Origin of the sequence: Amycolatopsis sp. MEPSY49, assembly GCF_051337345.1 — a bacterium.
In the GTDB taxonomy this organism is placed as follows: Bacteria; Actinomycetota; Actinomycetes; order Mycobacteriales; family Pseudonocardiaceae; genus Amycolatopsis.
On record NZ_JBDLYJ010000013.1, the window covers coordinates 59,543 to 73,202 of the forward strand.

The following is a 13,660-nucleotide window of genomic DNA, read 5'->3' on the forward strand; positions in this document are numbered from 1 at the left end:
CCCGCCGGCCGACCAGTTCGGACCTCATGAACGGGTCGTTCATGACGTCGGACGAGGTGAACGACCCGTTCACGACGTCGCAGGTCGCTGCCGGCGAATTCGACACAGGTGCCACAGAAGGCCTGCCACGACCCCGAAGGCGTCACTCCCCCGGCTGGACGCTCGCCTCGAAGTAGTCGGCCAGCGTGCCCGGCGTGGTCGCCGCGGCCTGGTCGCTCGAGTTCAGCTGGTAGATGAACCCCACCAGCGGCCGGTCCGACACCGTGAACACGAGCACCGCCGACGTCTTGCCCGCGGCCGACGAGTAGTGCCCCTTGAGGCCGTTGCCGCCCCAGTCGGCTTCGGTGCGGTCGCCGCCCGCCGAAGTGAGCAGGCCATCGGTGTACTGCTTGAGCGTGTCGGCGTTGTCGCCCTGGACGTAGGTCACCTGCGTGCCCGCCCGGCCCGGCGCGGAGCAGGTCGAGGACACGCCGAGGCTCTCCGCCGGCGCCGCCGGGCCGTTGCCCATGCCCGGCTTGCAGTCGCCGGTGTCGGCGATCTTCCCGGCGAGCTGGCGCAGGCAGCCAGTGAGGCCCTTGTCGTCGGCCGGCCCCGGCGTCTTGCACTGGTCGGCCGTGTACGTCGTCGAGGACGACGACGTCAGGAAGTACGTCAGCCCCGCCGCGAGCACCACCACGACCGCCGCCGCGATCCCGATGAGCAGCTTCTTCTTCCCGCCGGACTTCGGCTCCGGCTTCTCCGCCGAAGCCGAAGGCGAGTACGCGGGGAAGTTCGACGGCATCGGCTGCGGCCCGCTCGGCGGGAAGTTCGCCGGCGCGTACCCCGGGTACTGCGGCGGCGGCGGAGGCGGCGGCGCGTACTGCGGGCGGCCCGCGGCAACGGCCCCTTCGACGTTCTGCGTCCGCGCGCCCATGCCGTCGCGCGCGACGTGCTGCGCCCCGAGCGCGACGGCGGTCTCCGGCTGGTCGAGGCTGCCCGGCACGACGCCGAGCTTCTCCGCGATCATCGTGCCGACCAGCGGCAGCCGGCTCGACCCGCCGACGAGGTAGATGCCGGCCAGCCGGTCCGGGGTCAGCCCGGACGAGCGCAGCGTCCGCGAAAGCAGTTCGACGCTGCGCAGCATCGCCGGCCGGACCAGGCCTTCCAGCTCGCCGCGCGTGACGAGGACGTCCTTGAACGGCTCGGGCATCGGCACCTCGGTCTGCGGATGCCGCGACAGCGCCTCCTTGGCCGCCTTGACGTCCTCCTGCAGCGCGCGCCGGGTGCGCCGGTCGCCGGTGGACTCCGGGCGCAGGAGCCGCTGCCAGCGCTGCGGGTCCGAGTGCGAGACCTCGCGCCCGACGTGCACCATCAGCGCCTGGTCGACGTCGAGGCCGCCGAGGTCGGGCAGGCCGTCCTCGGCGAGCACGGTGAAACCGTTCTGCGTGGCGCCGACGACGGCGACGTCGAAGGTGCCCGCGCCGAGGTCGTAGACGGCGAGCGCCTGGCCGGGGGCCAGCGACTTGCCGGGGAACGACGCGAAGTGCGCGGCCGCGGCGACGGGTTCGGGCACCAGCAGGATGTTCTGGCCCATCCCGGCGAGCCGGGCGGCGGACATCAGCACGTTGCGGCGGGTCTGGCCCCACTGCGCGGGGTGGGTCAGGCGGACCTCGTCGGGCTGCTCGCCGCCGAGCTGGCGGGACGTTTCTTCGAGGACGCGGCGCAGGATGGCGGCCAGCGCGTCGGTCACCGGGACGACGTCGGTGCCGAGCAGCAGGGTCTGCTCGTCGATGCGGCGCTTGGGGTTCGGCTCGAAGCGCGTCGGGTCGAGGCGGGCGCGGCGCTCGGCGTCGCGGCCGACCATGATCGTGCCCTCTTCGGTGGCGAACACCGCCGACGGCATGTTGGCCGAGCCGTCGACCTCGACGACCCGGGGCGGCCTGCCGTGCGCCGACAGGACGGCGACGGTGTTGGACGTCCCGAGGTCCACGGACAGGATCCGCACAGCACTCCCCTTCGCGAAACACGCCGTGACGGCGTTCGCGGTGATGCTGCCATGCGCGCGGTCACCGTGCGTGCGGACCCGCGAAAGTCCCCGGCCCCTTGACGGAGAGGTGGATCACGAGGCACGATAGTTGCGCAGTTCGGTCATCCGAGTTGCACGAACCGCGCAAGGGAGCGGGTGATGCCCAAGCTGCTCGTCCTCGGGGACGACCTGACCGGCAGCAACGCGACCGGAGCGCTCTACGCCCGTTTCGGGCTGCGCGCGGTTTCCGTCAACGCGCCGCTCGAGCCAGGCGCGCCCTGCTTCCGAGCGGGAAGCGGAATCGACGCGCTGGTGGTCAACCTGGGTACCCGGCACGCCTCGCCACCACACGCCGCGCAGGCGGTGCGGGACGTGGTCGAGCTGGCCGGGCCCGTCGAGCTCACGGTGAAGCGCGTGGACACGACCCTGCGCGGCAACGTCGGCGTGGAGACCGAGGCCGTCCTGGCGGCGGCGCCGGGAGCCCGTGCCCTGGTCGTGCCGGCGTTCCCGGACGCCGGCCGGGTCACCCTCGGCGGCTTGCACCTGGTCGACGGCGTGCCGCTGGCCGAAAGCCCCGCCGCCCGCGACCCCCTCGCCCCGGTCCGGACGTCGCGGGTCCGCACGCTCCTGCGGCCGACCGGCCGGGAGATCGCCGAGCTGCCGCTGGACGTCGTCGAGGACGGCGTGGACGCGGTCGAGGCCGCCTTGCGCGGCCCGGCCGGGATCGTCGTCTGCGACGCCACGACGAACCGGCACCTCACCACCGTCGCCAAGGCCGCCGCCCGGCTCGCGACCGAAGGCACGCGCTGGATCTCCGTCGACTCCGGGCCGTTCGGGGTCCGGCTGGCGGCCGCACTGGGCCTCGCCCCCGGCCACGGCACCATCCCGCCGGTCCTGGCCGTCATCGGCAGCATCACCGGGCAGACCCGGGACCAGGTGCTGGAAACCGAGCTGGTGCTGGACGCGCGGTACGTCGACGTCGCCCCGGAGCGGCCCGATCCGGCGGCCATCGCCGCCGAGGCCGGGAAACTGCTCGGCTCCGGGCACCGCGTCGTCGGCATCCGGACCCGGGCACCCACGCCGGGCGTCCCGATCGACGCGAGCGTCGCGGCGCGGATCCCGCCGGCGCTCGGCGAAGCGACCCGGCTGGTGCTCGGCGCGCACCGGATCGGCGGGCTCTACGCCACCGGTGGCGACATCGCCGTCGAGGTCACGAAGGCACTCGGGGCCGACGGCTTCGAGATCGACACCGAGGTGCTGCCGCTGGCGGTCGCCGGGCGGCTCTCCGGCGGCCCGCACGCCGGGCTGCCCTTCGCCACCAAGGGCGGGCTGATCGGCGGGCGCGATGCCGCCGTCGCTTGCCTGGAACACCTGAACCACGTGCTGGCCACCGGAAGGAAGAACCCGTGAGCGACCTCCCGATCCTCGCCGTGACCCTCGGCGACCCCGTCGGCATCGGCCCGGAGATCACCCTGAAGACCCTCGCCGAGCCCGAGTCGCTGCAGCTGGCACGCGGGGTGGCGGTCGGCGACGCGATCGTGCTGGAGCGCCTGGTCCGGCACCTCGGCCTGCACCTGGAGATCAACCCGATCGCCACGGTCGCCGACGCGCGCTTCACCACCGGCGTGATCGACGTCCTCAACCTCGGCGTGGTCCGGGAAGACCTGCCGTGGGGCGAAGTCAACGCGACCGCGGGCGCCGCCGCCGTCGGCGCGATCGAAGTGGCCACCCGGCTCGCGCTGGCCGGCGAGGTCGACGCGGTCGTGACCGCGCCGATCAACAAGGAGGCGATCTGGGCCGCCGGTTCCCAGCACCTCGGGCACACCGAGATGCTCGGCGAGCTGACCGGGTCGACCCGGTACAACACGATGTTCTGGGTGTCCGGGCTGAAGATCTTCTTCGCCACCCGGCACCTTTCGCTGCGCGAAGCGATCAACCAGATCACCCGGGAGAACATCGAGCACGCGATCCGCGAGGCCTACACCGCCCTCGAAGTGTTCGGCACGGAGAAACCGAGACTCGCCGTGGCCGCGCTGAACCCGCACGGCGGCGAGAACGGCAAGTTCGGCGACGAGGAGATCGTCGCGATCGCCCCGGCGGTCGCGGCCGCGCGCGCCGCGGGGCTCGACGTGGTCGGCCCCATCCCGGCGGATTCCGTGTTCCACCAAGGGATCCAGGGCCGGTTCGACGGCGTGCTCTCGCTGTACCACGACCAGGGGCACATCGCTTCGAAGACGTACGACTTCGACGGCACGGTGTCGGTGACCGTCGGCTTACCGATCCTGCGCACCTCGGTCGACCACGGCACGGCGTTCGACATCGCCGGCACCGGCCGGGCCTCGCACGGCACGATGGTCGCGGCGTTCAAAGCGGCGGCGACGCTGGCGCCCTACGCCCGGAAGCTGCCGTCGATCTACCCGCCGGGCGTCCGGTGATCCCCCGCAAGCGCTGGGCGTACGTCATCCCGGTCGCGGTGGTCATGTACATGCTGGCCTACCTCGACCGCACGAACGTCGCGGTGATCCTGCCCTACATCGGCGACGACTTCCCGTTGTCGGCCAGCGCGAAGGGGCTGGCGAGCGGCATCTTCTTCGTCGGCTACCTCGTGCTGCAGATCCCGGCGGCGGTGCTGGCGGCGAAGTGGAGCGCCCGCAAGACGGTACTGATCCTGATGATCGCGTGGGCGTTCGCGGCGGTGCTCTGCGGGCTGGTGCGGAACGAAACGCAGCTGCACCTGGCTCGCCTGCTGCTCGGGCTGTTCGAGGGTGGCGTCTGGCCCGCGGTGCTGATCCTGCTGGCGTCCTGGTTCCCGCAGGCCGAACGCGCCCGGGCGAACGCGCTGTGGATGACGTGCCTGCCGATCTCGGCGATCGTCATGTCCCCGCTGTCCGGGCTGATGCTCGACCACATGTCCTGGCGCTGGGTGTTCGTGCTGCAGGGCCTGCCGCCGCTGCTGTGGGCGGTCGTCTGGTGGTTCGCGGTGGCCGACCGGCCGGCGAAGGCCCGCTGGATCTCCGCCGAGGAGCGCGAGTACCTCGAAACCACCTTGCGGGCCGAGGAAGAGGCGAAGCCCGCGTTCGTGAAGCAGGGTTACCGGCAGGCGTTGGCGAACCGGCAGGTGCTGCTGCTGATCGGCGTCTACTTCTTCTGGATCACCGGCTTCTACGGCTTCAGCCTGTGGTTGCCGTCGGTCGTGAAGACGATGACCGGCGGCTCGGCCACCGCCGTCGGGTTCCTGTCAGCGGTGCCGTACGTCCTCGCGCTGGCCGGGATGGTCGCGTGCGCGCACTGGTCGGACCGCACCGGCAACCGGCGGCTCGCCGTCGCGGTGCCGCTGGTCGTCGCCATCGCCGGGCTGCTGCTCGGCAACCTCGTGCACTGGCCGGCGGCGGTGCAGCTGGTGCTGCTCTGCGTCGTCGCGACCGGCGTCTACATGCCGTACGGGCCGTTCTGGGCCATCCCCAGCCGCATCCTCGGCATCGAGGTCGTCGCCGTGGCGATGGGCCTGATCAACGCGCTGGGCAACCTCGGCGGGTTCGCCGGGCCCTACCTGGTCGGCTGGCTCACCGACGTCACCGGCAGCGCGACCACCGGGTTCGTCGTCCTGGCCGCGTTCCTCGCCGTGGCCGCCGGGCTGGCGTTCTTCGGGCTGAAACCGGCACCCGTGGAAGACTCGGCGCATGTCCCAGCCGCGACCAGGCACCCGTGACCGGCGCGCGATGCTCCTGGAAGCCGTCCGCGACGGCTCGGGCGGCATCGCGGAGCTGGCCGAGGAGTTCGGCGTCTCGGAGTCGACGATCCGCCGCGACCTCGCCTCCCTCGCCGGGGCCGGGCACGTCGTCCGTACCTACGGCGGCGCGCTCGACGCCGAACGCAGCCCGCACGAGAAGGACCGCGAGAACGCGGCGGCGAAGGACGCCATCGCCCGGCAGGCCGCCGCGCTGGTGCGCGACGGCGAGGTAGTGCTGCTCGACGCCGGCACGACCACCGGCAGGCTCGCCCGCCACCTCGCCCACCGCGAGGGGCTGACCGTCGTCACGAACGGCGTCACCGCCATCCGCGAGCTGGCCGGCTTCGCCGGGATCGACCTGATCGTCCTCGGCGGCCGGCTGCGGCACCCCAACGAGGCCATCCTCGGCGAGAGCGTGCTCGGCCAGCTGCGGCACATCTCACCCGATCGGGTGTTCCTGGGCGCGGACGGCCTGGTGCCCGGCCGCGGGCTGTGCTGCCCGTCACTGGAGCAGTCGGTGGTCAAGCACGCGATGCTGCACGCGGGCGCCGAGGCCTACGTGCTGGCCGACCGCTCCAAGCTGGACCAGGCCCCTTTTTCCTACTGGACGCCGCTCGACCGCGAGTACCGGCTCATCACCGACGAGCCGACGATCGACGCCGTGTACCCGGCGTTCGCCGACAGCGTGATCGTCGCCGACGCTTCCGAAATTGTCGGTGGTGCCGCGCATCATGGACGACGTGGCAGTTGACGTGCTCGACCTCTTCTCCCCCGCGACCCGGGACTGGTTCGCGGGGGCCTTCGCCGCGCCCACCGCGGCCCAGGACGGCGCCTGGCGGGCGGCGCACGCGGGCGAGCACGCCCTCGTCGTCGCACCGACCGGGTCCGGCAAGACCCTGTCCGCGTTCCTCTGGGCGCTGGACCGGCTTTCGGTGGAGCCACCGCCGGCGGAGGCCACCAAGCGCTGCCGGATCCTCTACGTCTCCCCGCTGAAGGCCCTCGCGGTCGACGTCCAGCGGAACCTGCGCGCCCCGCTCGCCGGCATCTCGCAGGCCAGCAGGCGGCTCGGGCTCCCGGTGCCCGACATCCAGGTCGGCATGCGCACCGGCGACACCACGGCGGCCGAGCGCCGCTCGTTCGGCAAGACCCCGCCGGACGTGCTGGTGACCACGCCGGAGTCGCTGTTCCTGATCCTCACCTCGTCGGCGCGGGAGTCGTTGCGTGGCGTCGAAACCGTGATCGTCGACGAGGTGCACGCGGTCGCGGGCGGCAAGCGCGGCGCGCACCTCGCGCTGTCGCTGGAGCGGCTGGACTCGCTGCTGCCGAAGCCGGCCCAGCGGATCGGCCTGTCGGCGACGGTCCGCCCGATCGACGAGGTGAGCGCGTTCCTGGCCGGCGGCCGCCCGGTGCGCGTGGTCCAGCCGAAGCTCGCGAAGACCATCGAGGTGCGCGTCGAGGTCCCGGTCGACGACATGAGCAACCTCGACGCCCCGCGCGGCGGCCCGGCGCCGAGCCCGCTCGACGAGCTGGAGTCGCTGACCGAGGCGTTCCCGCCCGGTGACATCGCCCCGGGCGGCCTGGGCACGCTGGAGGAGATGGCGGGCAACCCGGTGCAGCGGCCGTCGATCTGGCCGGCGGTCGAGGAGCGGGTGCTGAGCCTGATCCGCGACCACCGCTCGACGATCGTCTTCGCCAACTCGCGCCGGCTGACCGAGCGGCTCACCGCCCGGCTCAACGAGCTGGCCGCGGAACAGACGGAGCTGACGCCGGAGGACTCGTTCCCGGCCGAGGCGGTCGGGCAGTCCGGCGTGACCACCGGCGCGCCGCCGGTGATCGCCCGGGCGCACCACGGGTCGATGTCGCGGGAGCAGCGCACGCACGTCGAGGAGGACCTCAAGTCCGGACGGCTGCCGTGCGTGGTGGCGACGTCGTCGCTGGAGCTGGGCATCGACATGGGCGCGGTCGACCTGGTCGTCCAGATCGAGGCGCCGCCGACGGTGGCGTCCGGCCTGCAGCGCGTCGGCCGCGCCGGGCACCAGGTCGGCGCGGTGTCCTCCGGCGTCATGTTCCCCAAGTTCCGCGGCGACCTCGTCTCCTGCGCGGTGGTCGCCGAACGGATGGCGACCGGCGCGATCGAGGCGGTCCGCTACCCGCGCAACCCGCTGGACGTGCTGGCGCAGCACGTCGTCGCGATGGTGGCGCTGGAGCCGTGGACGGTGCCGGACCTGGCCTCGCTGGTGCGGCGGGCGGCGCCGTTCGCGTCGCTGCCGGACGATGCGCTGCACGCGGTGCTCGACATGCTCGCCGGCCGGTACCCGAGCGAGGAGTTCGGCGAGCTGCGCGCACGGATCACCTGGGACCGCATCAGTGGCGAGCTGCGCGGCCGGCCCGGCTCGCAACGGCTCGCCGTCACGTCGGGCGGCACCATCCCGGACCGCGGCCTGTTCACCGTGATGACGCCGGGCGGGGACGACAAGCCCGGTTCGCGCGTCGGCGAGTTCGACGAGGAGATGGTGTACGAGTCGCGCGTCGGCGACACGATCCTGCTCGGCACGTCGTCGTGGCGGATCACCGACATCACGCACGACCGGGTCATCGTGGTGCCCGCGCCGGGCGAACCGGCGCGGATGCCGTTCTGGAAGGGCGACGCGCCGGGCCGCCCGCTCGAACTCGGCCGGGCGCTGGGGAAGTTCGTCCGCGAACTGTCCACATCGGACGACGAGAAGGCGCGCGAGCGGGCCGCCGCGGCGGGGCTGGACCAGCGGGCGTGCGACAACCTGCTGAACTACCTGGCCGAGCAGAAGTCCGCCACCCGGCACGTGCCGAACGACCGGACGATCCTCCTGGAGCGCTACCGCGACGAGCTGGGCGACTGGCGGATCATCGTGCACTCGCCGTTCGGCGCGCAGGTGAACGCGCCGTGGGCCCTCGCGATTGCCGCGCGGCTGCGGGAGAACCGCGGGGTGGACGCGCAGGTGGCGCACTCCGACGACGGCATCGTGCTGCGCCTGCCCGACGCCCTCGACGCCGACGGCGGCGACGTCACGATCGGCGCGGACGACATCCTGCTCGATCCGGAAGAGGTGGAGCAGCTGATCGTCGCGGAGGTCGGCGGTTCGGCCGTGTTCGCGGCGCGGTTCCGGGAGTGCGCGGCGCGGTCGTTGCTGCTCCCGCGCCGGGACCCGCGGCGCCGCACTCCCCTGTGGCAGCAACGGCAGCGAGCGTCGCAGCTGCTGTCGGTCGCGGCGAAGTACGAGCGGTTCCCGGTCGTGCTGGAGGCGATGCGGGAGGTCCTGCAGGACGTCTACGACGTGGGCGGCCTGCGGGAGCTGATGACCGACGTCCGGGCCCGCAAGGTCCGGCTGGTGGAGGTCGAGACGCCGGCCGCGTCGCCGTTCGCGCGGAGCCTGCTGTTCGGTTACGTCGGAATGTTCCTGTACGAGACCGACGCGCCGCTGGCCGAGCGGCGGGCGGCGGCGCTGTCGCTGGACTCGGCGCTGCTGGCCGAGCTCCTGGGCACCGAGGCCATCCGCGAGCTGCTGGATCCCGAGGCCGTCGCCGAAGTGACCCGGTCGCTGCAGCGGCTCGACCCCGATAGGCATGCGCGCTCGGCGGAGGACGCCGCCGACCTGCTGCGGTTCCTCGGCGACCTGACGGTCGAGGAAGCCGCGGAGCGCGGGATCCAGGCGGAATGGCTCACCGAGCTGGAAGCGGCGCGGCGGGCGATCCGGGTGCGGATCGGCGGCACCGAACGGTTCCTGGCGATCGAAGACTCCGGCCGCGTCCGGGACGCGCTGGGCACCGCCCTGCCGGTGGGCGTCCCCGAGGCGTTCACCGAACCGGTCGCGGACCCGCTCGGCGACCTGCTGTCCCGCTACGCCCGGAGCCGGGGGCCGTTCGCCGCTTCGGAGGTGGCCAAGCGGTTCGGGCTCGGGCTGGCCGTCGTCACCGGGGTCCTCGACCGGATGACCGGCGAAGGCCGCTTGGTGCGCGGCGAGCTGAGCCCGGTCGGGCATCCGGACACGCACGGGGTGGGTGTCGAGTACTGCGACTCCGCGGTGCTGCGGCGGCTGCGGCGGGCGTCGCTGGCGAAGCTGCGGGCCGAGGTGGAGCCGGTCGAACCGGCGGCGCTGGGCCGGTTCCTGCCGTCGTGGCACGGGTTCGGCGGCCGCGTCCGGGCGGCGCCGACGGCGGACGACGTGCTGTCGGTGGTCGAGCAGCTGGCCGGGGCGCCGTTGCCGGCGAGCGCGGTGGAGTCGCTGATCCTGCCCGGGCGGCTGCCGGGCTACTCCCCCGCGCTGCTGGACGAGCTGACGACGGCCGGCGAGGTCACGTGGGCGGGGTGCGGCGCGTTGTCCGGCGGGGACGGCTGGATCGCCCTCGCCCCGACGGACGTCGCCGACCTGCTGCTGCCGGAAGTCGTCGAGGACATCCCGACCGGCCCGTTGCACGACGCGCTGGTGTCCACTTTGGAGGGTGGCGCGCTGTTCTTCCGCCAGCTGGTGGACCGCGCGACCGTCCTGGTGGACAAGGCGCCGAACGACGCCGAAGTCGTCGCCGCGCTGTGGGACCTGGTGTGGGCCGGGCTGGTCACCGGCGACACGCTGGGGCCGCTGCGGGCCCAGGTGGCCGGGCACGGCGCGCACAAGCCGCGGCGCCAGGCACCCCGCGGCCGGTACGCGCGGCTGCGAGCGGGGCGGCCGCAGATGCCGTCGAGGTCGGGGCCGCCGACGGTCGCCGGCCGCTGGGCACTGACACCGGACCGCGAAACCGACGCGACCAGGCGCGCCCACGCGCGGACGGAGGCGTTCCTGGAACGCCACGGCGTCCTGACCCGCGGGGCGCTCGACACCGAACGCGTCACCGGCGGGTTCTCCGGGATCTACAAGGTGCTGCGCGGCATGGAGGACACCGGCCAGGTGATCCGCGGCTACGTCGTGGAAGGGCTCGGCGCGGCCCAGTTCGCGGCGAAGGGCGCGGTGGACCGGCTGCGCGCGCTGTCGGGCCCGGGCCGTCCGGCGCCCGGCCGCGCGGTGGTGCTGGCGGCGGCGGACCCGGCCCAGCCGTACGGCGCGGCGCTCCCCTGGCCGGCCGCGACGGGCGACACGAAACACCGTCCGGCCCGCAAGGCCGGCGCGCTGGCGGTGCTGGTGGACGGCGTGCCGGCGCTGTACGTCGAGCGAGGAGGCAAGTCGCTGCTGAGTTTCACGGAGGAGCGGCAACCGCTGGTGGACGCGGCGCAGGCGTTGTCGGCGGCGGTGCGGGAGGGCTGGCTGGGTCAGCTGTCGGTCCAGCGCGCAGACGGCGAGCAGGCACTGACGTCGGAACTGGCGGAGGTACTGCGGGAGGCGGGTTTCCGGGCCACGCCGTCCGGTCTGCGCCTGCGGGCCTAAGCTGCCAGTTCGACACCGCACGAAGGATGTTCTGCTCATGGCGATGCGCGAACTGCGCTATTTCGGCGACCCGATCCTCAAGTCCGTCTGCGACCCGGTCACCGTGTTCGACGAAAAGCTCGAGGCGCTCGTGCGCGACCTCGTCGACTCGGTGAAACCCGGCGGACGCGCCGGGCTGGCGGCCCCGCAGATCGGGGTGGGGTTGCGCATCTTCAGCTACGACGTCGCCGGGCTCACGGGCTACGTGATCAACCCGGAGATAGTCGAGCTGTCCGAGGAGACGCACGAGATCGACGAGGGCTGCCTGTCGGTCCCGGAGCTGTGGTTCCCCACGAAGAGGGCGAAGCACGCGAAGGTCCGCGGCGTCGACATCCACAACGAGCCGATCGAGGTCGAGGGCGAAGACGTGCTGGCCCAGTGCCTCCAGCACGAAACCGACCACCTGGACGGCATCCTGTACCTGGACCGCCTGACGGCCGAGCGCAAGAAGACGGCGCTACGCGAAGCGCGCGACAAGGACTGGTTCTGGAAGCGCTGACCAGCTGAGCCAGGCGCCACCGGACTTGTCCAGCACAGCCGGGCCGCTCAGTCGCGCAGGAACATCCGCAGCTGGGTGCTCTCCTCGGCCGAGCGTTCCGCGCGCAGGCCCGCCCGGGCCGCCGTGCGCGGGAGCACGTCGTCGCCGGACAGGCAGTCCGCTCGCAGCTCCGTGATCCCCTGCGCCTCCGCCAGCGCCGCCACGCGGGACAACAGCGCCGTGCCGATGCCCTGGCTCTGCCAGTCGTCCTCCACCAGCAACGAGATCTCGGCGCCGCCCGCGGCCGACGGGATCAGTTGCGCCAGCCCGATCACCTCGCGGCCGAAGACCGCCAGCACGCTCGTCCCGCGCGGCGGCATCAGCAACCGGTGCAGCCAGCGGCGCGGGACCGTGCGAACGCCCGTGTGGTAGCGCCGGAAGAGCGTCGCCGTCGAGCAGCGGCGGTGCAGCTCCGACACCGCTTCGGCATCAGCCGGCACGCCCTTGCGCAGGACGATCGCCGCGCCGTCCGGGCGGTTCAGGACCACCGGGCCCGCGATGTTGCGGGCCGCCGCGCCCAGCAAGGTCACCAGCGCTTCGGCGCGGGTGAGCTCCAGCTGCACGAACGGCGCCCACCGGCGCCGCGCCACCAGCGCTTCTCCGTCGCCCAGCGCGAACACCGCGCGGTGCCCGCTTTCGGTGCGGCCCGGGTTCGCCTCGACCTCGGGGACGCGCGTGACCACGTCCGCGGCCAGCACGTCCTTCAGCACCTCGGCGAGCCGGGGGGGGTCGTCGATCGCGCGCCGGGCCGCGAGCAGCGTCGACGACGAGGGGTCGACCAGCTCGTGGACGTCCGCGTCGATGATCGCCGTGCATTCGCAGCCCTCGGCGCGGATGGCGTCGACGAGGTGCCGCCGGGGCAGGCCGGTCGCCGGGCGCAGGACGATCTCGTCGAGCACGCCGCCGGGCACGGGCAGCACCGACAGGCCGAGGATGTTGCACTCGAGGTCGGCGAGCCGGATCGCGATGCGGGCCAGGGTGCCGGGGTGGTCGTGCATCCGGACCCGCACCCGCCACGCCGACGGCGTACCCGCCGCCTCGACGTCGGCCGCCGGGTCGAGCTGGGGCAACGCTCTGGAGGTCTCCATGCCCCCACGGTCCCCCGCGTGTGTTGCCGACCCGGGACGCGGGTGTTTCGCGCAGATCAGCGTTCGGGACGGCTCGGCAACGCGGCCGAAACGCCTCAGCGCGGGGTCAGCACGCAGAACTCGTTGCCTTCCGGATCCATCAGCACGCGCCACGGCAGGTCCGGGCCGCCGAGGTCGGCCGGCGCCGCGCCCCCGGCCACCACTTCGGCCACCGACTCGCCGTGGTCGGCCCCCTCAGGCGGCGCGACATCGAGGTGCACGCGGTTCTTGACCCGCTTCACGTCGCCATTGCGGAGGAACTCCAGCCACGGTCCGCGGCCCGACGGCGCGCGCAGCCCGACCAAGGCGTCTCCCTCGCGGGAGCCGACCGGCCAGCCCGTCAGCCGCGTCCAGAAGCCCGCCAGGCGCTCCGGGTCGTGGGCGTCGACCACGATCGACGCCACCGCGCCCGCCCCGGCGTACCGGTCGCGGGGCTCGAGGACGCAGAACTCGTTGCCCTCCGGGTCCGCCAGTACGACCCACGGCACCGCGCCCTGCCCGAGGTCGACTCGGCGGCCGCCCAGCTCAAGGGCGCGCGCGACCAGCTCCGCCTGGTGCTCGGGCGTCGGGCTCGCCAGGTCCAGGTGGATCCGGTTCTTCACCTCCTTGGGCTCGGGCACCGGGACGAACACGAGATCCAGGTCCCAGCCGTCGGTCTCGGGGGCGCGCACGTCGACCTCGTCCGGTTCCTCGACGGCGACGCGCCAGCCGAGCAGCGCGGCCCAGAAGTCCGCCAGGACCGTCGGCCGCGCCGCGTCGATCACCAGGTTCACCAGCCGCGTGTTCATGCGCCGCAGGCTAACCGCCACCCCCGACAGTTCCGGTTCG

9 protein-coding genes are annotated in these 13,660 nt (G+C 73.3%); 6 read left to right on the forward strand and 3 right to left on the reverse strand.

The genetic code is table 11. The features are described 5' to 3' along the window. Positions 1 to 142: 142 nt before the first annotated feature. On the reverse strand, positions 143 to 1,984 hold the full coding sequence (locus ABFJ78_RS39930; protein WP_436392661.1) for an Hsp70 family protein: 1,842 nt from the start codon (positions 1,982 to 1,984) through the stop codon (positions 143 to 145). A 180-nt stretch (positions 1,985 to 2,164) separates the two neighbouring features. Here ABFJ78_RS39930 and ABFJ78_RS39935 point away from each other — a divergent pair, with 180 nt between their 5' ends. From ABFJ78_RS39935 to def, 6 genes are read left to right on the forward strand one after another with little or no spacing between them, the layout of a single operon-like run. Further along, positions 2,165 to 3,415, forward strand: coding sequence for a four-carbon acid sugar kinase family protein (locus tag ABFJ78_RS39935; RefSeq protein ID WP_436392662.1), 1,251 nt, complete (start codon positions 2,165 to 2,167; stop codon positions 3,413 to 3,415). Beyond that, a complete protein-coding gene (gene pdxA, locus ABFJ78_RS39940) occupies positions 3,412 to 4,440 on the forward strand; it encodes a 4-hydroxythreonine-4-phosphate dehydrogenase PdxA (protein WP_436392663.1) in 1,029 nt (342 codons plus the stop codon). The genes ABFJ78_RS39935 and pdxA overlap by 4 nt, the downstream gene beginning before the upstream one ends. Further along, entirely contained in the window at positions 4,437 to 5,714 is a 1,278-nt protein-coding gene (locus tag ABFJ78_RS39945) for an MFS transporter (RefSeq protein WP_436392665.1), read from the forward strand. The genes pdxA and ABFJ78_RS39945 overlap by 4 nt, the downstream gene beginning before the upstream one ends. Then, positions 5,686 to 6,486, forward strand: coding sequence for a DeoR/GlpR family DNA-binding transcription regulator (locus ABFJ78_RS39950; protein ID WP_436392666.1), 801 nt, complete (start codon positions 5,686 to 5,688; stop codon positions 6,484 to 6,486). Before ABFJ78_RS39945 ends, ABFJ78_RS39950 begins: the two co-directional genes overlap by 29 nt. Then, on the forward strand, positions 6,467 to 11,128 hold the full coding sequence (locus tag ABFJ78_RS39955; protein WP_436392667.1) for a DEAD/DEAH box helicase: 4,662 nt from the start codon (positions 6,467 to 6,469) through the stop codon (positions 11,126 to 11,128). The genes ABFJ78_RS39950 and ABFJ78_RS39955 overlap by 20 nt, the downstream gene beginning before the upstream one ends. Before the next feature lie 37 nt (positions 11,129 to 11,165). Continuing rightward, the gene (def, locus tag ABFJ78_RS39960; RefSeq protein WP_436392668.1) at positions 11,166 to 11,666 is read left to right on the forward strand and encodes a peptide deformylase; all 501 of its coding nucleotides are present in this window, start codon (positions 11,166 to 11,168) and stop codon (positions 11,664 to 11,666) included. Between the two features lie 47 nt (positions 11,667 to 11,713). Here the strand turns inward: def and ABFJ78_RS39965 are convergent, their stop codons facing one another. After that, positions 11,714 to 12,793 (reverse strand): GNAT family N-acetyltransferase, encoded by a 1,080-nt coding sequence (locus ABFJ78_RS39965; protein ID WP_436392669.1) that lies wholly within the window; start codon positions 12,791 to 12,793, stop codon positions 11,714 to 11,716. A 95-nt stretch (positions 12,794 to 12,888) separates the two neighbouring features. Then, on the reverse strand, positions 12,889 to 13,620 hold the full coding sequence (locus ABFJ78_RS39970) for a VOC family protein (protein WP_436392670.1): 732 nt from the start codon (positions 13,618 to 13,620) through the stop codon (positions 12,889 to 12,891). Positions 13,621 to 13,660: the final 40 nt, after the last annotated feature.

What these genes read in the sequence shown, in the direction of transcription:
- def (WP_436392668.1), top strand. Translation starts at nt 11,166, where the DNA reads ATGGCGATGCGCGAACTGCGCTATTTCGGCGACCCGATCCTCAAGTCC.
- ABFJ78_RS39965 (WP_436392669.1), bottom strand. Translation starts at nt 12,793, where the DNA reads ATGGAGACCTCCAGAGCGTTGCCCCAGCTCGACCCGGCGGCCGACGTC.
- ABFJ78_RS39935 (WP_436392662.1), top strand. Translation starts at nt 2,165, where the DNA reads ATGCCCAAGCTGCTCGTCCTCGGGGACGACCTGACCGGCAGCAACGCG.
- ABFJ78_RS39950 (WP_436392666.1), top strand. Translation starts at nt 5,686, where the DNA reads ATGTCCCAGCCGCGACCAGGCACCCGTGACCGGCGCGCGATGCTCCTG.
- ABFJ78_RS39955 (WP_436392667.1), top strand. Translation starts at nt 6,467, where the DNA reads ATGGACGACGTGGCAGTTGACGTGCTCGACCTCTTCTCCCCCGCGACC.
- ABFJ78_RS39970 (WP_436392670.1), bottom strand. Translation starts at nt 13,620, where the DNA reads ATGAACACGCGGCTGGTGAACCTGGTGATCGACGCGGCGCGGCCGACG.